15 protein-coding genes are annotated in these 19,317 nt (G+C 69.5%); 3 read left to right on the top strand and 12 right to left on the bottom strand.

Features of this window, described 5'->3' with window-relative positions:
• Positions 1-21 precede the first annotated feature (21 nt).
• From glnE to DSC_RS02235, 12 genes are all read right to left on the bottom strand, one after another.
• The gene (glnE, locus tag DSC_RS02290; protein ID WP_014159503.1) at positions 22-2,814 is read right to left on the bottom strand and encodes a bifunctional [glutamate--ammonia ligase]-adenylyl-L-tyrosine phosphorylase/[glutamate--ammonia-ligase] adenylyltransferase; all 2,793 of its coding nucleotides are present in this window, start codon (positions 2,812-2,814) and stop codon (positions 22-24) included.
• A 182-nt stretch (positions 2,815-2,996) separates the two neighbouring features.
• Entirely contained in the window at positions 2,997-3,713 is a 717-nt protein-coding gene (lipB, locus tag DSC_RS02285; RefSeq protein ID WP_014159502.1) for a lipoyl(octanoyl) transferase LipB, read from the bottom strand.
• Positions 3,701-3,979, bottom strand: coding sequence for a DUF493 family protein (locus tag DSC_RS02280; protein WP_014159501.1), 279 nt, complete (start codon positions 3,977-3,979; stop codon positions 3,701-3,703). Before DSC_RS02280 ends, lipB begins: the two co-directional genes overlap by 13 nt.
• A gap of 112 nt (positions 3,980-4,091) precedes the next feature.
• Positions 4,092-5,078: a CsgG/HfaB family protein gene (locus tag DSC_RS02275; RefSeq protein WP_014159500.1), complete on the bottom strand. Its 987-nt coding sequence runs from the start codon at positions 5,076-5,078 to the stop codon at positions 4,092-4,094.
• Between the two features lie 177 nt (positions 5,079-5,255).
• The gene (locus tag DSC_RS02270; protein WP_014159499.1) at positions 5,256-6,449 is read right to left on the bottom strand and encodes a D-alanyl-D-alanine carboxypeptidase family protein; all 1,194 of its coding nucleotides are present in this window, start codon (positions 6,447-6,449) and stop codon (positions 5,256-5,258) included.
• A gap of 94 nt (positions 6,450-6,543) precedes the next feature.
• Positions 6,544-7,926 (bottom strand): septal ring lytic transglycosylase RlpA family protein, encoded by a 1,383-nt coding sequence (locus DSC_RS02265; protein WP_014159498.1) that lies wholly within the window; start codon positions 7,924-7,926, stop codon positions 6,544-6,546.
• Positions 7,923-9,080, bottom strand: a complete 1,158-nt coding sequence (mltB, locus tag DSC_RS02260) for a lytic murein transglycosylase B (protein ID WP_043290879.1) — start codon at positions 9,078-9,080, stop codon at positions 7,923-7,925. Before mltB ends, DSC_RS02265 begins: the two co-directional genes overlap by 4 nt.
• Positions 9,081-9,193: 113 nt before the next feature.
• Positions 9,194-10,297 (bottom strand): rod shape-determining protein RodA, encoded by a 1,104-nt coding sequence (gene rodA / locus DSC_RS02255; protein ID WP_014159496.1) that lies wholly within the window; start codon positions 10,295-10,297, stop codon positions 9,194-9,196.
• Complete coding sequence (mrdA, locus tag DSC_RS02250) at positions 10,294-12,375, bottom strand: penicillin-binding protein 2 (RefSeq protein ID WP_014159495.1); 2,082 nt, start codon at positions 12,373-12,375, stop codon at positions 10,294-10,296. The genes rodA and mrdA overlap by 4 nt, the downstream gene beginning before the upstream one ends.
• 4 nt (positions 12,376-12,379) lie before the next feature.
• Positions 12,380-12,859, bottom strand: coding sequence for a rod shape-determining protein MreD (gene mreD / locus DSC_RS02245; protein WP_014159494.1), 480 nt, complete (start codon positions 12,857-12,859; stop codon positions 12,380-12,382).
• Positions 12,856-14,064, bottom strand: coding sequence for a rod shape-determining protein MreC (gene mreC / locus DSC_RS02240; protein ID WP_014159493.1), 1,209 nt, complete (start codon positions 14,062-14,064; stop codon positions 12,856-12,858). Before mreC ends, mreD begins: the two co-directional genes overlap by 4 nt.
• A gap of 197 nt (positions 14,065-14,261) precedes the next feature.
• Positions 14,262-15,308 carry a rod shape-determining protein gene (locus DSC_RS02235; protein WP_014159492.1) on the bottom strand — a complete coding sequence of 349 codons (1,047 nt, stop codon included), beginning with the start codon at positions 15,306-15,308 and terminating at the stop codon, positions 14,262-14,264.
• 292 nt (positions 15,309-15,600) lie between these two features.
• Here DSC_RS02235 and DSC_RS02230 point away from each other — a divergent pair, with 292 nt between their 5' ends.
• The 3 genes from DSC_RS02230 (at position 15,601) to DSC_RS02220 (ending at position 19,293) form a co-directional block, all read left to right on the top strand.
• Positions 15,601-16,533, top strand: a complete 933-nt coding sequence (locus DSC_RS02230) for a carbohydrate kinase family protein (RefSeq protein ID WP_014159491.1) — start codon at positions 15,601-15,603, stop codon at positions 16,531-16,533.
• 264 nt (positions 16,534-16,797) lie between these two features.
• Entirely contained in the window at positions 16,798-18,300 is a 1,503-nt protein-coding gene (locus DSC_RS02225) for a lipopolysaccharide biosynthesis protein (RefSeq protein ID WP_014159490.1), read from the top strand.
• Positions 18,301-18,303: 3 nt separating this feature from the next.
• Entirely contained in the window at positions 18,304-19,293 is a 990-nt protein-coding gene (locus tag DSC_RS02220) for a glycosyltransferase family 2 protein (protein WP_014159489.1), read from the top strand.
• The last annotated feature ends 24 nt before the right edge of the window (positions 19,294-19,317 follow it).

The following is a 19,317-nucleotide window of genomic DNA, read 5'->3' as shown; positions in this document are numbered from 1 at the left end:
AGGGGGCTCGGACTTGCGCGATCAGCGCGGCCCGGCGCGTCCTTGCGGAAAATCCAGGCCATGGGCCCGGCACGCGGCGCTGATCTGCGCGCGTGCCTGCGCGATCGCCGGGGTCGGTGCGCTCAGGCGCGGCCGCTGGTCCAGCGTGCACGACAGGCTGGCGGCCAGCAGCGTGGCATGTGCCTGGACCAGGCCGGCGGCGGTGTCGGCGGACAGCACCTGGTGCTCGGCCATGGCCTGCAGCAGTGCGCGCGTGTTCTCCGGGGTGATCAGTTCGGGAATGCGCGCGGCATGTTCCAGCACCAGCGCCTGCAGCAGGAATTCCAGGTCGACCAGGCCGCCGGCGCCCTGCTTGAGGTCGAAGCGTTCGGCGCTGCTGCGGTCCAGTTCGGCGCGCATGCGGGCGCGCATGTGCTGGACATCCTCGCGCAGCTTGCCCGGCTCGCGCGGCGTGGCCAGGGTGTCGGCGCGGATGCGCTCGAAGGCGTCCAGCAGGCCGTCGTCACCGGCGACCCCGCGCGCGCGCACCAGCGCCTGGTGTTCCCAGGTCCAGGCGCGATGGCGCTGGTAGTCGGCGTAGCTGTCCAGCGAGGACACCAGCAGGCCCTTGGCGCCGTCCGGACGCAGGCGCACGTCCACCGCATACAGGCGCCCGGCGCCGGTCATGGTTTCCAGCAGCGCCACCACCTTCTGCGCAAGGCGCAGGTGCCAGCGCGCGGCATCCAGCGGCCGCGGGCCGTCGGAGGACGCGCCGGCCGGGGCGCGGAACAGGAACACCAGGTCCAGGTCCGAACCGAAGCCCATTTCCTCCCCGCCCAGGCTGCCGTAACCGATCAGGGCAAACTCGCCGCCGGCGACCCGGCCGTGCGCGGCCTGGACCGCGCTGCGTGCCATGCGCAGCACCACGGTGCACACCGCATCGGCCAGCCACGCCAGCTGGCGCGCCGAGTCGGCCGGCGGCTGGCGCACGTCCAGCGCGGCCAGGGCGATGCGGAAGCCGAACGCCAGCCGGGTCTCGTTGAGCCGGCGCAGGGCCAGCTCGGGGTCGGCTTCGTTCAAGGCCGCCGCGCAGGCCGCATCCAGCGCCTGGCGATCGGGCAACGGCCCGGCCGCGCGCGCATCCAGCAGTTCGTCCAGCAGCAGCGGGTATTGGGCCACGCGCTCGGCCATCCAGGCGCTGCGCGCGACCACATCGACCAGCCGCGTCAGCGCGCCCGGCGCCTCGTCCAGCAGCGCCAGGTAGCTGGCCCGGCGCAGGATCGACTGCAGCAAGGCCAGGCTGCGCTGCAGCGCGGCGTCGGGCTGGCCACAGGCCACCGCGGCCTGCAGCACCGCCGGCAACACCCGGTCCAGACGCGCGCGCGACACGTCCGACAGGGCGGCCACGCCAGGGGCCTTGAGGAAATCACGCAGCCGCACATCGGCCTGGGCGGCGTCGTGAAACCCGGCCCTGGCCAGCGCGGCCTGCGCATCCTCGCCATCGAGCATGCGCCGGTACGGCGCCAGCTCATCGTGGTCGTGTGCGTCTGCCGGCGCGGCCATCAGCGGCGCGAACGCAGCCGACACCACCGCCCGCTGCGCCTGCACGGCCGCGCGCAGCTGGGCCACATCGGTGTAGCCCAGCGACAGCGCGATGCGCAGCGCATCACCGGCGTTGTCCGGCAGGGTGTGGGTCTGCGCATCGCGCAGCATCTGCAGGCGGTTTTCCAGCAGCCGCAGGAACCGATAGGCGGCGCGCAAGCCCTCGGCCAGCGCAGGCTCCAGCAACCGCGCCTGCACCAGTGCGTCCAGGGCCGCGCGCAGGCTGCGCTGGCGCAGGCGCGGATCGCGGCCGCCGTGCACCAGCTGCAGCGCCTGGACCAGGAACTCGATCTCGCGGATGCCGCCGGCGCCGCGCTTGATGTCATCGGCCAGCTCGCGCCGCGCGACTTCGGCGGTGATCATCGCCTTCATCGCGCGCAGGCCATCGAGCGCGGTGAAATCCAGATACCGCCGGTAGACGAACGGCCGCAGCGTCTGCAGCCAGGCCTCGCCGGCGGCGATGTCGCCGGCCACCGCGCGCGCCTTGAGCCAGGCGTAGCGCTCCCAGTCGCGGCCTTCGGTCTGGAAATAACGCTCCATCCCGGCCAAGGACAGGGCCACCCGCCCGGCGTTGCCGTACGGGCGCAGGCGCAGGTCGACGCGATGGCAGAAACCCTCGGCCGTGGTTTCATCCAGCAGCCGCGCCAGGCGCTGGCCCAGGCGCGCGAAGTATTCCTCGGCGGCCAGCGGACGCGGGCCATCGGACTGGCCGCCACTGGCATAGGCGTAGACCAGGTCCACGTCGGAGGAGAAGTTCAGCTCGCCCCCGCCCAGCTTGCCCAGGCCGAATACCACCAGCCGCACGGGCTGGCCCTGGGCGTCGCGGACCTGCCCGTGGCGGGCGATGAACTCGCCTTCCAGCGCCGCAAGGCCGCGTTGCAGGCAGGTTTCGGCCAGGCGCGTGCTGCCGGCCAGGATCTCGTCCACGTCCGCGCCATCGACCACGTCGCGCCATACCAGACGGGTGGACTCGGCGCTGCGGTAGCGGCGCAGCAGCGCAGGCCATTGTTCGGGCGCTTTCGCCGGCAGCACCGGCAAGGGCAGCGGTGCGGACCCATCGCGCTGGAAGTACTTCACCAGTTCGGGCTGGCGACGCAGCACCTGCAAGGCGAAGTCGCTGGCCAGTACCAGTTTTTCGAGCGCGGCATGCAGGGCCGGATCGGCGGCGTCGACCAGCGCCGGCGGTAGGGTCGACAGCGCGCGCGCCACCAAGGCATCGGGATCGAAGGCCATGGCGCACAGTGTCGCATGGCCGAATGCCTTCCTGGCCGGGCGTGTCGTGGGAGCGGCCACGGCGGCGATGAAAACTTCCAGGCAAAGCCACATCGCCGCCGTGGCGGCTCCCACCCAGGACACTGCTCCCACGGCCGCATCGCTGGCGTCCGAGCAGACAGTTGCTCCCAACAGGGCGCGGCTCAGCCCAGCACAGGGAGTTCCGCGCCGGCCTGCAACGCAAGCCCGAACAACACCGCGATCCTTTCCAGCAGCACCGCCTTGACCGTCTCCATCGAGGCCGGTCCGCCCAGGTCGGCCAGGGCGATGGTCTGCAGGCCCTGGTAGCCGCAGGGGTTGATGCGCTGGAACGGCTCCAGGTCCATGGCGATGTTGAAGCTCAGGCCATGGAAGGTGCAGCCGCGACGCACGCGGATGCCGAGCGCGCCGATCTTGGCCCCGGCCACGTACACCCCGGGCGCACCCTGCCTGCGCTGGGCCTGGATGTTCCACTCGGCGCAGGTGTCGATGATGGCCTGCTCGATCCGGCACACGTAGTCGCGCACGCCGATCTGCAGGCGCTTGAGGTCCAGCAGCGGATACACCACCAGCTGGCCGGGGCCGTGATAGGTCACCTGGCCGCCGCGGTCGACGTGGATCACCGGGATGTCGCCGGCGGCCAGCACGTGCTCGGGCTTGCCGGCCTGGCCCAGGGTGAACACCGGCTCGTGTTCGACCACCCACAGCGCGTCGGGCGTGGCCTCATCGCGCGCATCGGTGAAGGCCTGCATCGCGCGCCACACCGGTTCATACGGCTGGCGCCCCAGGTCGTACACCTCCGCCGGCAGCGGCGCGCGCGCGGCGATGGCCGCATCGGCCTGCGCCGAAGGACCGCAGGCGCCCGCGGCTACAGTGTCCACTTCACTTCCGGATGATCGCGCAGCGCCTGGTGGGCGGCGTCGTAGCGCGCGCGATCTTCAGCGTAGAAGGCGATGCGCACCGAGACGTACTTGCCGTTGGACGAGTGCTTCCAGCTTACGTGCTCCTCCAGCACCTGGATGCCGGCAGCGACAAGCAGGCGCGGGAGTTCGCGTTCCAGTTCGACCCCGGCCGTGCCCATGGCGCTGAGCTCGAAGGTGCCGGGGAACTGGAAGCCGTGTTCCGGATTGTCGGAGGAGATCTTCATGCCCCGATTATCGGGCCGGCATCGGCCGAACCCAAGCCATGGGCGCCGGCCCCAAGCGAGCGGAGGCCGCCCTGGCGGCCTCCTGATACCCGCTGCATGCGGGCTCTGCGGCTTATCTGGCCAGCTGGATCATGTTCGAGGAAACCCAGCCCGTGTTGCCCAGCTCGTCCTCGACCTCGAACATCGTGCCGTCCTTGACTCCGGTCGGATACACCATCATGCCCGTCTCCAGCTCACGCACCGCGCCGCCAGTGCCCTTGGCCGAGGCCAGCAGACGTCCAGGACGGGTCACACTGAAGGCCTGCTTGACGTTGGCTGCCGAGGCATTTTCGGGCAGGCCACCCAGCTGGGTCACGATATCGGTATAGGCCTGCAGGTAGGCCAGGGTGATGACCTGGCCGATTTCGGTATTGGCGTAGCCGCCGACACCGGCCGCGCCGAAGCCACCGCCGCCGAACAGGCCGCCACCGGCGCCCCAGCCGATATCGTTCTTCTTTGCGTTGCCCTCGGCCATGGCCACCTGCTCGGAAGAGCGCACGTCGGTCACGGTCAGGACCACATCAGCGGTCTTGCTCTTCAAGGTGATGCCACTGGCCAGCGCCCCGGCCCGGCCGCCGATCAGGCCGCCCACCAGCCCGCCCAGTGCATTGCCGCCAGCGTTGCTGTTCTGGCCGATCAGGTCCGGCACCATCACGTAGTCGGCGGCCTTGATCTGGCCCTTGCCGATGTTGGACTGGGTGCGCAGGTCGCCGCTGGAGGCCAGCTCACGCTCGTACTGGGCTGCGGCCATGCCGGCGCCACGATCGACCAGGGTGAAGCAGCGCGACTTGTTGACCAACACCTTGATCAGCTTGGACGGCGCCGGCAGCTGCTGGCCGGTCCACCAGTTCACCGCGTCTTCCGGCTCGAACACCGAGATGCTGCCCAGCGGCTTGGCGCATGTCGGGATCTGGGCGACCCCTTCCTTGCGCTGCTCCTGGGCGGTGCCTTCCTTCTTGAACATGTCCTTGAGGCCTGCCGATGCGGGCGCACTGACCGTGGAAGTGATCAGCGCGGCGCTCAGAGCGAGGGCCGCCGGGCGCGAAATCCAGTTCTTCATCATGTTTCCCTACATAATTTGTGGAATGACCAGACCCCCGCGAACGGGCGCCTTCCCAGATCGCAAGGCCCGCGCAGCGCGTGGGCCTGAACGGATGATAAGCAAAGTTTGCCGGAGAATCAGCTCCTCGCGACACCTTTTACTGATGACCCGAACGACGGAACCGGCATTGCGCGGTCAGACCGATTCCCACCACATCCACAACGCATCCCACAGGCGGCGGAAGAAGCCGCCTTCCTCCACGCCCTCGATCGCCACCAGCGGCGCCTGGGCGATGGTCTTGCCGTCCAGGTTCACCTTGACCGTGCCGATCTGCTGGCCCTTGCTGATCGGTGCCACCAGCTGCCTGGGCACGTCCATGGACGGCTTGAGCTGCTCGTACTTGCCGCGCGGCACGCCGACCAGCAGCGGCGCAGCCACGCCCAGCTGGACCTGCCGGCTGGCGCCCTTCCAGACCTTCTGCGTGGCCAGGGCCTTGCCCGGCTCGTACAGACGATGGGTTTCGAAGAAACGGAAGCCCCAGTTGAGCAGGGCCAGCGAATCATCGGCGCGCTGCTTCTCGGACACATCGCCCATGATCACGCTGATCAGGCGCTGGTCACCGCGTTTGGCCGAATTCATGATGCAGTAGCCGGCCTGCGAGGTATGCCCGGTCTTGATCCCGTCCACGCTGGGATCGCGCCACAGCAGCAGGTTGCGGTTGGGCTGGGTGATGCCGCTGACGGTCAACTCGCGGATCTTGTTGTACGCGTAGGTCTCCGGATAGTCGCGGATCAGTGCGCGCCCGAGCAGGGCCATGTCGTAGGCACTGGAATAGTGGCCGTCGGCGGCCAGGCCGTGCACGTCGACAAAGTGGCTGTCCTTCATGCCCAGGCGCTGGGCATGGGCGTTCATCAACTGGACGAAGGCTTCCTGACTGCCGGCGGCGTGCTCGGCCAGGGCGATGGCCGCATCGTTGCCCGACTGCACCACCATGCCTTTTTCCATGTCTTCCAGGCGCGCGGTCTGGTTGACCGGGAAGCCGCTGTAGCTGCCGTCAGTGCCGGCGCCGCCCTCGCGCCAGGCGCGCTCGCTCATCATCACCTGGTCGTCGCGGCTGATCTTGCCGTTCTTCAGCTCGGCGGCCAGCACGTAGGAGGTCATCACCTTGGTCATGCTGGCCGGGGCCAGGTGCTCGTGGATGTTCTGGCCGGCCAGGACCTGGCCGCTGGCCGCGTCCATGACGATCCAGGCCTTGGCCACCGCCGGGGCCGGCGCGTCGGGGATCTGCACTTGCGGCGGCGGCGCGGTGGTGGGGTCAGGCGGCGTCTGGGCAATGGCCGCGCCAAGGGCGACGGCCGCCAGGGCGGCGAAGGCAAAACGGAACTTCATCGAGAAAAACTCCCAGGAAATCTTGTTGGATTGAACTTGTTGAATTGAAGAAGGCGCCGCGGCAGGCCACCAACCGTGGCCTGCGTGCGTGGGTTCACTCGCGCACGACCTGCGGGCGCGAGAAGCCCAGGCCGGCGATGCGCGCAGCCAGCGCGTCAGCCCCGGCATTGTCCGCCGCACCGACCCGCACGCGCCACAGGGTGCGGCCGCCGGCGATCACATCGCTGAGCGAAGCGGTGGGAATCCCGGCCGCGACCAGCTTGGCCACGGTCTTTTCCGCATTGTCGCGGCTGGCGAAGCTGGCCACCTGCAGCAGCACGGCCATGGCCGTTTCGCTGTAGCTGGGGCGGTGGTCTTGGCCCGCGCTGGCAGCAACCGGGCTGGCCGCGGCCACGGCGACCTGGCGCGGGGCCGGCACGGCGGGCGTGGCGCTGGCCCGCACCGGCGCGGCCACCGGGATACCGGGCCTGCCGGTGGCCACATGCACGCCCTGGGCCTGCATCCAGGCCTGGAAGCGATCGGCGCTGGCCGGCTCCCCGGCGTTGGGAATGACGTGGTAACGCAGCGAAGGGTCGCTGGGCGCGGCCTTGGCCGCAGCCACCGCTGGCCTTGCCACAGGCGTGGCGGGCGTGGGCGCCGCGGCCGCGGCGCTGGCGCCCTGCGCGCGCGCCGGCAGGCCGCCGACCAGCTGGTCCATGCCCGAAAGCCCGACCGCGGCCGGCTTGCCGGTGGCGATGGCGGCCGGCACGCCGGTGGCCACGGTGGTGGCAACCGCGCCGGCGCCCCGCCCGCGGGCGGCCAGCAGCGCCGGCAGCTTGGGATCGTCCGGATGCAGCGCCCTGACCTGGACCCGACCGGTCCCGCGGCCGGTGATGCCCAGCTTGACCGCTGCGGCGTAACTCAGGTCGATCACCCGGCCCTCGTGGAACGGGCCGCGGTCGTTGATGCGCACGATCACGTCCCTGCCGTTGTCCAGGTTGGTCACCAGGGCGAAGCTGGGCAGCGGCAGGGTCTTGTGCGCGGCGGTGAACTGGTACATGTCATAGACCTCGTGGTTGGAGGTCTTGCGGCCATGGAACTTCTGCCCGTAGTACGACGCCAGGCCGGTCTCGTCGTAATCGGCCGCCGTGTCCAGGACCCTGTAGTCCTTGCCCAGCACCGAGTACGGCGAGCGATTGCCGTAGGCCGACGGCGGTTCGGCCGCGATCCTCGGCTCGGCGATGCAGTCCACGTCAGGCACCTGCGTGGGCGTGCTGTCGGACACGCCGGGCTTGTACAGGCCGCCGGCGGTGTAGTCGCCGCGGGTGGACAGGTCTTCCCGGGCCGGTGCATAGCGGCCGTGGCAACCGGCCGCGGCCGGCCCCCGCGCGCCGTTCGCTGCCGATATCAGGGCATCGCCCGGACCTGACCCCCTGCGTGGCGCGCTGCTGCACGCAGCCAGGCTCACCACCACCAGCAGGAGCAGCCAGGTCCTCATGCCGGCGGCAGCGCCCGGCCGGCGATCGCTTCGGAAAGCTGCCACACGGCCATCGCATACATCTTGGAGTTGTTGTAGCGGGTGATGGCGTAGTAGTTGCGAAAGCCCAGCCAGTACTGCGGGCCGTTGGCCGCCGCCAGGGTCACCGGCGTGGCGGTTTCGCCCTGCGGCACCGGCGCCATCGGCGTATAGCCACGGGTGGCCAGCTCGGACAGGGTCCAGGTGGGCGTCCAGTCCAGCGGCTCGAACGGCTCGCGCCCCGGCGCCAGGGTGGCCTGCACTGCGACCGGGCCGCCGCGCTTCCAGCCGTAGGCGCCGCCCTTGTTGACGAAGTAGTGGGCCACCGAGGAGAAGACATCGTCCAGGTCGGTCAAAAGGTCGATGCGCCCATCGCCATCGCCGTCCACGCCGAACTGGCGGTAGCTGGAGGGCATGAACTGGCCCAGGCCCATCGCCCCGGCGTAGCTGCCGGTGAGCGCGGCCAGGTCCAGATCCTGCTCCCTGGACAGGACCAGCAGCTGGGCCAGTTCGTCGCGGAAGAACCGCTCGCGCCGGGCCTCGTACTGCGCCCGCGCCGGGTCGCCGGTGCGCGGGTAGCGAAACGCCAGCGTGTACAGCGCATCGACCACCGGGGTCTTGCCGGTGTAGCCGCCATAGCTGGTTTCCACGCCCAGGATGGCCACGATGATCTCGGCCGGCACCCCGGTGCGGTCCTGCACGCGGGTGAGTTCGGCGCGGTGGGCGGCGAGGAATTTCTGCCCGGCGGCGATGCGCGATGCGGTGATGAAGCGCGGGCGGTACTCGCTCCAGCCGATGGTGCGCTCGGCCGGCCTGGACATCAGCTTGATGGTGTCCTCGCGCCACTGGGCACGAGCCAGGATGGCCTCGATCCAGGCCGGCTCCAGGTTGAAGCGCGCGGCGGTGTCGGTGATGAAGTTGGCCCGCGCGATCTCGAATGGCACCGGGGTCAGGTCCAGCACGGCGGCATCGGTGCGCTGCTCGACCGCGGTCTCGGCCGGCTTCGCCGCGGGCACCGGCAGCGGCGGCCGCGCGGGCTGCTGCCCGGTCTGTTTCGGCGGGGTCGAAGGCTTGGGCTGGCTCGCACAGGCGACCAGGCCAAGCGTGAACAGGCAGGCAAGCGCGCGTCGGATCATCGGCGGCGAGGTTAGCACGCAGCGCGCCGAAATGAACCCTGACTTGTCAGTCACTTGGCCGCGCTTGTTCATGTGCAACCACCCCTTTCGCAGGCCACCGGCGGCGGGCCGCCTCAGCGGTTCACCGGGCGGTGCGAGCGCACCGCCATCACCAGCCCCAGCCCGGCCAGCAGCGACACCGCCGAAGTGCCGCCATAGCTCATCAGCGGCATCGGCACGCCCACCACCGGCAGCAGCCCGGAGATCATGCCGCCGTTGACCAGCACGTAGACAAAGAACGCCAACCCCAGCGAGCCGGCCAGCACGCGCGAATAGGTGTCGCGCGCATCCATCGCGATCCACAGGCAGCGCCCGACGATCACCAGGTACAGCGCCAGCACCGTGGCCACCCCGATCCAGCCGAACTCCTCGCTCAGCACCGAGAAGGCGAAGTCGGTGGTCTGCTCGGGAATGAAGTTCAGGTGCGACTGGCTGCCCAGGCCCCAGCCCTTGCCGGTCAGGCCGCCCGAACCGATCGCGATCTTGGACTGGATGATGTTCCAGCCCGCGCCCAGGGCGTCGTCCTCCGGGTTGAGGAACATCAGGATGCGGTCCTTCTGGTAGGGCCGCAGCAGGAAAAACCAGGCCAGCGGTGCGGCGCTGGCCACGCCGGCCACGCCGACGCCCACCCACCACCACGGCAGCCCGGCCAGCAGCAGCGCGAACGCGCCGGACGCGGCGATCAGCACGCCGGTGCCGAAGTCCGGCTGCAGCATGATCAGCGCGGTGGGAACGCCGATGATCGCCGCCGCCACCAGCACCGGGGCAAACCGCGGCGGCAGCGCAATGCGGTGCAGGTACCAGGCCATCATCATCGGCAGGGTGATCTTGAGCAGCTCGGCCGGCTGCAGGTAGAAGACCTTCAGGTCCAGCCACTGGCGCCCGTACTTGCCGGTCCCCAGCACGAACACCGCCAGCAGCGGCAGCATCGACAACGCGTAGATGGTCGGCGTCCAGCCACGCAGGCGCGGCACCTGCACCCGCGACAGCGCCCACATCGCGCCGACACCGATCGCAAAGCGCACGCCCTGGGCGATCACCAGCTGGGTGCCGCCGGCGCTCTTCATCACCGCCAGGCCAAAGCACATCACCCCCAGCAGGGCCAGGCACAGGATCCAGTCCAGGCTGCGCAGCAAGCGCCAGGCCAGATCGCCCAGATAGCGCACCAACACGCTCATCGCCGCGCCTGGCCGGAGGCAGGCGCGCGCGGCTGCGCGGCCCGGGGCTGGACGGGCGCCGAGGTCGCGGGCGCTGAGGGTGCCGGCATGCCGGGCGCGGGCGGCTGGCTCGCCGCGTCCACTGCCTGCGGCGCCTGGGCCTGCTCCGGGTCGATGTCGTCCGCGCCCGGCGCCTCGGCATCGGCCTGCTCGCCCTGCAGTTCGGTGGCCAGCACCTCGCCGGCGTTCTCGTCGGTGCCGGGCATCTTGCCCAGCAGCCAGGCATCGAAGATCTTGCGCGCGATCGGTGCGGCCGAGCTGGTGCCGAAGCCGCCGGCCTCCACCGCCACGGCCACGGCGATGGTCGGCGCCTCAGCCGGTGCGTAGCCTTCGAACAGGCCGCGATGGCGCAGGTGCATCGGCAGGCTGCGCGGGTCGACCGCGGCGCTGCCCTTGCGGCTGGCGACCTGGGCGGTGCCGGTCTTGCCGGCCATCTGGTACGGCGCCCCGCCGGTGATGGCATAGCCGGTGCCGCCCGGACGCATGGCGTCCATCATGCCTTCGCGCACCCACTGCAGGTTGGCCGGGTTGTCGCTGATCGGCTTGCTCGGCCCCGGCGCGGTGGGCTGCCAGGGCTGGTCGAAGCCGGTGCGCTGGGCCATCACCAGACGCGGGGTGCGCAGCTGGCCGTCGGCGATACCCGCCACCGCGCGCACCAGCTGCAGCGGGGTGACCTTCCAGTCGCCCTGGCCGATGGCGATGTTGACCGTGTCGCCCGGATACCAGGGTTCCCTGCGGCTTTTCATCTTGAAGGCCGGCGAAGGCACGATGCCGCCGATCTCGCCGGTCAGGTCGATGCCGGTGGGCGCGCCGAAGCCGTACCTGGTCATGTACTCATCGACCTTGGCGATGCCCATGTCGATGGCCAGCCTGTAGTAGTAGGTGTTGACCGACTGGGCGATGGACTTGCGCAGGTCGGTCCAGCCATGGCCGCCACGGTGCGAGTCGCCCCAGCCGCGGCTCACCCCGGGCAGGTAGAACATGCCGGTGGACAGGGTCCTGTCCTGCGGCTTGCGGGTGCCGCTGTCCAGGCCGGCCAGGCCCATCAGCGGCTTGATCGTCGAACCCGGCGCCACCCCACCCAGGACCAGCCGGTTGAACTGCGGCCGCGAGGGATTGTCGTTGAGTGCCTTGAAGTCCCTGGAGGAGATGCCGTTGACGAACAGGTTGGTGTCGAAGCTCGGCAGGCTGACCATGGCCAGGATCTGGCCGCTGCGCGGATCCATCGCCACCGCCGCGCCCTCGTACTGGCCGAAGGCCTCGGTCATGGCCTGCTGCAGCCGGATGTCGATGGACAGCTTCAGGTCGGTGCCGGCCTGGGCCGGGACCCGCCCGACCACGCCCAGCGCACGGCCTTCGACGTTGGTCTCGACCTTTTCGTAGCCGACCTTGCCGCGCAGCTGCGGCTCGTAATAACGCTCCAGGCCACTCTTGCCGATATGGGTCAGGGCCGAGTTCAGGTCGCTGGAGGCCTCCAGGTCGGCCTCGTCGATCCGGCCGACGTAGCCGATGATGTGCGCGGTCAGCGGCCCGTATGGATAGTGCCGGGTCAGGTATGGCACCACCTCCACGCCGGGGAAACGCCAGCGGTTGACCGCCAGCGCGGCGATCTCCTCCTCGCTCAGCCTGGGCTTGAGGGTGATCCCGCGGAAGCCGCGGCTGACCTTGCGCGTGGCCAGGAAGTGCTGCACTTCCTCCGGGTCCAATGCGATGAGCTTGCCCAGCGGCTCCAGCCAGGTCGCCGGGTCGCCGGCCTGGTCGGGCACCACCTCCAGGCGGTAGGCCGGGATGTTCTCGGCCAGCAGCACCCCGTTGCGGTCGTAGATGCTGCCGCGCGCCGGCACCACCGGGCGCAGCTTGATCCGGTTGGCTTCCGAGCGGGTGGCGTACTGGGCGTGGTCCAGCACCTGCAGCTTGAAGTACCACCCGGCCAGGCCGGCCAGGCACACCAACACGCCGATGAACCCCAGCACCGCGCGGCGGCGGAACTGGTCGGCCTCGGCATGGGCGTTCCTGAGCGGGCGGCGGCGCGAGGTCATGGGTTCAGGCGCGACGCCCCAGGCGCAGCGCGTCCAGCAGCAGGAACAGCGGCGGCCACAGGGCCATGCCCAGCAGCGGCGCCCACCAGTAGGCCCAGGGCAGCAACGGCTGGCCGATGAAGAAATGGATCGCACTGGCGACGACGCGGTCGTTGAGCAGCAGCCCACCGATGGCCAGTGCCTGCTGGGACAACGGGAAGAACCGCAGCCGCGCACGGAAGCGCTGCAGGATGAAGGCCATCACCACCAGCCGCAGCGCCTGTTCGCCCAGCAGCCCGCCGAAACTGATGTCGGCCACCAGCCCGACCAGGAAGACGAAGCCCAGGCCAACCCGCTCGGGCTCCTCGATCACCCAATAGGCCAGCACCAGCGCCAGCCAGTACGGACGCAGCGGCTGCACCCCCGGCGGCAGCGGCAGCAGGGCCAGCAGCAGGGCCAGCAGCACGCTGACCGGCAGCACCCAGGCGTGGCGGGTACGGCTCATGGGGCGGGAGCCGGGGGAGCGGGTGGAGCCGGGACCCGGGGCCCGGGACCCGGGACCCGGGAAGGCGGGGATTGCGGCGTCTGGGCGGACGCTGGCGGTGGCGTTTCGGTTGGAGCAGCCGGGACTCGGGACTCGGGACTCGGGGCTGATGGAGCCGGGACCCGGGGCCCGGGACCCGGGACCCGGGAAAGCGGGGATTGCGGCGTCTGGGCGGGCGCTGGCGAGACCGTTTCGGCCGCAGCAGCACCGCGGTTGCTGTTGCCCTCCCGGGTCCCGGGTCCCGGGTCCCGGGTCCCGGCCTCACTGTCCCCGGTCCCGGCTTCCGAGGCTTCCCCGGCCCCGAGCTGCCCCACCCCCGGCGCCACCGCCGCGGCCTTGAGCAACAGCACGTTGCGGCCGCGGTCCAGGTGCGCGGCCGGGCGCAGTTCGCCGACCAGGAAGGTGCGGCTGTCGTCGGCGTGCAGGTCGGTCACCGTGCCCACCGGGAAGCCGGGCGGAAAGCGTCCGCCCAGGCCGGAAGTCACCACCACGTCGCCATTCCTGATGTCCGCGTTCAGCGGCACGTCGACCAGCTGCAGCTGATCGCTGCGACCGTTGCCATAGGCCAGCAGGCGCACGCCATTGCGCTGGACCATCACCGGCACGGCGTGGTCCGGATCGGTCAGCAGCAGCACCGTGGAATAGCGCGGCATCACCTGCACGATCTGGCCCAGCAGGCCGCCGGCATCGATCACCGGCTGGCCCACGTAGACCCCGTCGCGGCTGCCAGCATCGAGCACCAGGCGCTGGCGGGTCGGGTCCAGGTCGATGTTGAGCACCGCGGCCAGCTGCACGTCCAGGCCGCGATTGCCGGCCGCGCCCAGCAGTGCGCGCAGCTGGGCGTTGTCGGCCACCGCCGCGCTGAGCCGGATCAGGCGTGCGTTGGAGACCAGCAGCTCATCGCGCAGGCGACGGTTCTCGGCGGTGAGCTGGCCCAGCGTGGCCGCGTCATCCTTGACCCGCATGCCCAGCCGCCCGGGCAGGCCGGCGACCCACCACAGCGGCTGCGCGGCCAGGCCCGCCTGCTGCCTGGCCCGGGCCTGCCAGCCGCCGCGATGGTCCAGGATCACCAGCGCCAGGCCCAGCGCCAGATAGGCCAGCAGCCGCAGCGAGCTGGCGATCTCACCGGGACGGGGAGCAACAGGGGGACCGGCGTAGGAAGGCACGGGCTGCTAGGGAATGGGGAAGGGAGGGAAAGCCGGGACTCGGGGCCCGGGACCGGGGACCCGGGCAAGCAACTGCAACGGCGGTGGCGCGGCCGGCTTCAGCAGTGCGATCACCGCTCCGGCGCCGGCCCCTTGCCTTTCCCGGGTCCCCGGTCCCGGGTCCCGGGTCCCGGCTGCTTGCTCTCCCCGCCTCGGCTTCATTCAGCGGCGAAGAACTCGTTGCCGTGCATGTCCACCAGCTCCAGCGCACGGCCGCCACCGCGGGCCACGCAGGTCAGCGGATCGTCGGCGACCTGCACGTGCAGGCCGGTTTCCTCGGAGATCAGCTTGTCCAGGTCGCGCAGCAGGGCGCCGCCGCCGGTGAGCACGATGCCCCGCTCGGCCACGTCGGCACACAGTTCCGGCGGAGTCTGTTCCAGCGCCAGCTTGACCGCGCTGACAATCCCCGACAGTGGCTCGTGCAGGGCTTCGAGCACCTCATTGGAGTTGATCTTGATCATCTTGGGCACGCCCTCGGCCAGGTTGCGGCCGGAGATCTCCATCTCCTCCATTTCCGGCTGCGGGTAGGCGCAGCCGATTTGCAGCTTGATGCGCTCGGCGGTGGCCTCGCCGATCAGCATGCCGTGGTTGCGGCGCACGTAGTTGGTGATGGCTTCATCGAAACGGTCGCCGCCCACCCGCACCGACTGCGAGTAGACGATGCCGTTGAGCGAGATCACCGCCACCTCGGTGGTGCCGCCGCCGATGTCGATGACCATTGAACCGCGCGCCTCGGTCACCGGCAGGCCGGCGCCGATCGCGGCGGCCATCGGCTCCTCGATCAGGTAGACATCGCGGGCACCGGCTTCTTCGGCCGATTCCTTGATTGCGCGGCGCTCGACCTGGGTGCTGCCGGCCGGCACGCACACCAGCACCCGCGGGCTGGGGCGCAGGAAGCGCGACTTGTGCACCTTCTTGATGAAGTGCTTGAGCATGGCCTCGGTGTAGGTGAAGTCGGCGATCACCCCGTCCTTCATCGGCCGGATGGTGGTGATGTGGCCCGGGGTGCGGCCGAGCATCTGCTTGGCCTCCGCGCCCACCGCGGCGACCGAACGGGTGCCGCCGATGGCGCGGTCCTGGCGCACGGCCACCACCGAGGGTTCATTGAGCACGATGCCCTGGCCGCGGACGTAGATCAGAGTGTTGGCCGTGCCCAGGTCAATGGACAGGTCATTGGAAAACATGCCGCGCAGCTTCTTGAACATCGGGGGCCGGAATCCTTCGGAAGAAATGCAAATGCCCAGCGCCGATGGCGAAAAAATGGGCAAAAAGGGGATCGGCTAGCCTAGCAACCGCCCCTGCGGCATACAAGGAAAATCGCAGCATGAACAAGCCCGCCGGCAACACCGTGACTGGCGCCGGGCCGGCCGCTCGGCTGGCCCTGTCCGGCATCAGCCGGTAACCTTGGCCGCTCCTGCCGGTCCCGCGCCGGCGTGCCATCAACATCCTCGGTGCAAGCAGCGCGCGTCGGGGCTGCGCCATCCTGTCAAGGCCGCCATGTCCGCACTGATCTGTGGTTCCCTCGCCTACGACACCATCATGGTGTTCCCGGACCAGTTCAAGAACCACATCCTGCCGGACAAGGTCCACATCCTGAACGTGTCCTTCCTGGTCCCGCGCATGCGCCGCGAGTTTGGGGGCTGCGCCGGCAACATCGCCTACAACCTGCACCTGCTGGGCGGCAAGCCGATCCCGATGGGCACCGTCGGCCAGGACTTTGGTCCCTACCGCGAGCATTTCGACGCCCTGGGCATCGACCTGTCACGGGTGCGAGTGATCGAGGAGCTGTTCACCCCGCAGGCGTTCATCACCACCGACCACGACAACAACCAGATCACCGCCTTCCACCCCGGGGCGATGATGCGCAGCCACGAGAACCACGTCCGCGACGTCCCGGGCGTGACCCTGGGCCTGGTCGGGCCGGACGGGCGCGAGGGCATGATCCAGAACGCGCAGGAATTCGCCGAGGGCGGCGTACCGTTCATCTTCGACCCGGGCCAGGCCATGCCGCTGTTCAATGGTCCAGAGCTGCGCACCTTCATCGAACAGGCCGACTACGTGGTGGTCAACGACTACGAGTCCAACCTGTTGCAGGAGCGCACCGGCTGGGACGAGAACGCCATCGTCAGCCGGGTCAAGGCCTACATCACCACCCAGGGGCCCAAGGGCGCGCTGCTGCACACCCCGGACCGGACCTTCGATGTGCCGCCGGCGCACGAGCGCCGGGTGGTCGACCCGACCGGCTGCGGCGACGCCTTCCGCGCCGGCCTGATCTTCGGCATCGAGCGCGGCTGCGACTGGCTGACCATCGGTCGCATGGGCAACCTGATGGGCGCGCTCAAGGTCGAGCACCCGGGCACCCAGAACCAGCGCTTCGACTTCGACCAGTTCAACGACCAGTTCCGGCAGCAGTTCGGCTACGCGCTCTAACGCGCGGGCCGCTGCGAGCAGGCCGAAGGCGGCCTGTTTCGGGCGCGCGCGTGGCCGTGGAGACCGCTTGCCGGCACCGTCCGGGCCCCCCGATTGCCGGTCCCCAGGTGCAGGCCGCCGCCGCGACCTGGCTGAAGCACGGTTCATCCGGCAGCTGGCAAGGCGCGTCCTGAAAAGCCCCTCCTTGGCGTTACGCTTGGGGACGCACCACCCAACCTTCCCCAGGCGAACATGACCCGCTCTCCCTCCGTTCGCACGAACGCCTTGGCCAATTACGTTGGCCAGGCGGTGACCACCCTGGTCGGCATCGTCTTCGTTCCGTTCTACCTGCGGTACCTGGGTGCTGAAGCCTACGGCCTGGTCGGCTTCTTCGTGGTCCTGCAGCTCTGGCTGGGGCTGCTTGACGTCGGCCTCTCGCCGATGCTCAACCGGGAAGTGGCCCGCGCGCGCGCCGATGCCAACGGCTTCACCGACTTTCGCCGGATCCTGCGCAGCGTGGAACTGATCTTCGCCGGCATCGCCCTGGCCACCGGCCTGGCCATGACCCTGGCCAGCCCGCTGCTGGCCGCGCACTGGTTCAAGGTGCAGTCGCTGGACCCGGCCCAGGTCAGCCAGTGCCTGATGCTGATGGGCTGGATGATCGGCCTGCGGTTCTTCGCCTCGATCTACCGGACCGCACTGAACGGGATGGAGGCCCAGGTCTCGCTCAACGCGATCAACGTCGGCTTCGCCGTGGCCAAGGCGGTCGGTTCGCTGGCGGTGCTGCGCTATGTGAGCAATACGCCGCTGGCGTTCTTCCTTGTCCAGCTACTGCTGGGACTGCTGGAGCCCATCGTGCTGGCCCAGCGCAGCTACCGCGTCTTGCCGCCAACCACCGAACGCATCGGCCTGGCCTTCGCCAAGGCCCAGCTGATCACCGCCATGCCCTTCGGCCTGAGCATCGCCTACACCTCGATCCTGTGGCTGCTGCTGTCCCAGCTGGATCGGCTGCTGCTCTCCGGCCTGCTGCCCCTGGACGAATATGGCTATTTCTCGCTGGTGATGGCGTTGACCTCGGCTGTGACCCTGGCCGCCTCGCCGCTCAGCAGCGCGCTCATCCCACGCCTGACCTACCTTCATTCCAAGGGCGAGATTGACCAGCTGATCCGGCTCTACCGCAATGCCACCCAACTCACCGCCGTACTGATGATCCCGCTCACCGGCATGGTGGCGCTGTTCGGCAAGGAACTGATGTACGCCTGGACCGGCAACCTCGCCGCGTCCACCTGGGCCTCGAACATCATCTTCTGGTACATGCTGGGCAATACCTTCCTGACCTTCACCTCCTACCAGTACTACCTGCAGTACGCGTACGGGGACCTGGCGCTGAACGTCAAGATCAACACGCTGCAGGCGATCATCGGCGCCCCGCTGATCACCCTGGCCGCCTACCGTTTCGGCGCCACCGGCACGGCGATCGTCTGGTGCCTGCTGCAGGCGGCGACCTTCGTGGTGTCTCCGCCGCTGGTCCAGCGCAAGCTGGCGCCGGGCCTGTACCGGCCGTGGATGCGACAGGACCTGCTGCCCGTGGCGACAGGTGCGGTGCTGGTGCTGGCGGTGCTGTCCCTGCTCTCGGGTGACCTCATCGCCCGCTTCAACCGGCTCGAGATCTTCCTGGCCCTGAGTGTCATGGGCGTGTGCGTGGTGGCCGGCGCGGCGGCGGGCAGTTCGCTGCTGCGCTCCTACCTGGCCCGCATGACCCATCTGGCCCCCACAGGACATCAATAACCCATGGATCCCATCGCCTCAATCGTGGTGCCTGCCTACAACGCGGCCGGATTCATCGGCCGCAGCATTGCCTCGATCCGGCAGCAGACCTTGAAAGACCTGGAAATCCTGGTCGTCGACGACGCCTCCACCGACGATACGGTGGCCACCGTCAAGGCCTTGCAGGTCCACGACCAGGACATCCGGCTGTTCGAGCAGGACTGCAACGGTGGCGCGGCCGTGGCGCGCAACACCGGCATCGCCCAGGCCCGCGGGCGTTACATCGCCTTCCTCGATGCCGACGACATCATGCTGCCGCAACGGCTCCAACACCTGATCCGGCACGCCGAGGAACAGCAGCTGGATATCGTGGCCGACAACCAGGTGCTGCATGATTCATATCTGGACCGGCAGGTCGGCCTGCTGGCCTTCAATGAAAGCCAGCACCCCCAGCCATTGACCGCGCTGTCCTTCCTCAAGGGATCCAGCAACGTCCCGAGCCTGCGCGAGATCCTGTCCGGCAGCCGCGCCGCCTATTTCCCGCTGATCAAGCCGATCATCCGTCGCGCGTTCCTGACCGAGCACCAGCTCCGCTACGATCCCGCCTGCCGCTTTGGCGAGGATTTCGACATCATCATCCGTTGCCTGCTGGAAGGCGCCAGGGCCAGCATCGTGCCGCAGGCTTACTACGTCTACACGCTGTCACACAGCGACGTCTCCAACACCCGCTCGCCGCATTCGCGCACGCGCTTCAACATGCAGCCGGTCATACAGAACGTGGACCACCTGTTGCGCACCTACGCCCACGCGCTGACCCCGCAGATGAGGCAGGCGCTGATCCGCTGCAGGGACGGCTGCCAGGGCCTTGAGCAGTTCGAACAGTTCAAGGCCGAGCTCTACGGCCGGCGCGCGCGCGCGGTGCTCAGCCTGCTCACCACGCCGATGCTGTGGCAGTACGTGGCCCGCTCCACGACCATCAAGCTGCGCAACCTGTCCACGCGCCGTTTCGCCTAGCGCATCGCGCGCGGCACGCCGGCG

The sequence above is a fragment of the Pseudoxanthomonas spadix BD-a59 genome (genome assembly GCF_000233915.3).
GTDB lineage: Bacteria > Pseudomonadota > Gammaproteobacteria > Xanthomonadales > Xanthomonadaceae > Pseudoxanthomonas_A > Pseudoxanthomonas_A spadix.
This window is presented reverse-complemented; position numbering and strand designations above follow the sequence as displayed.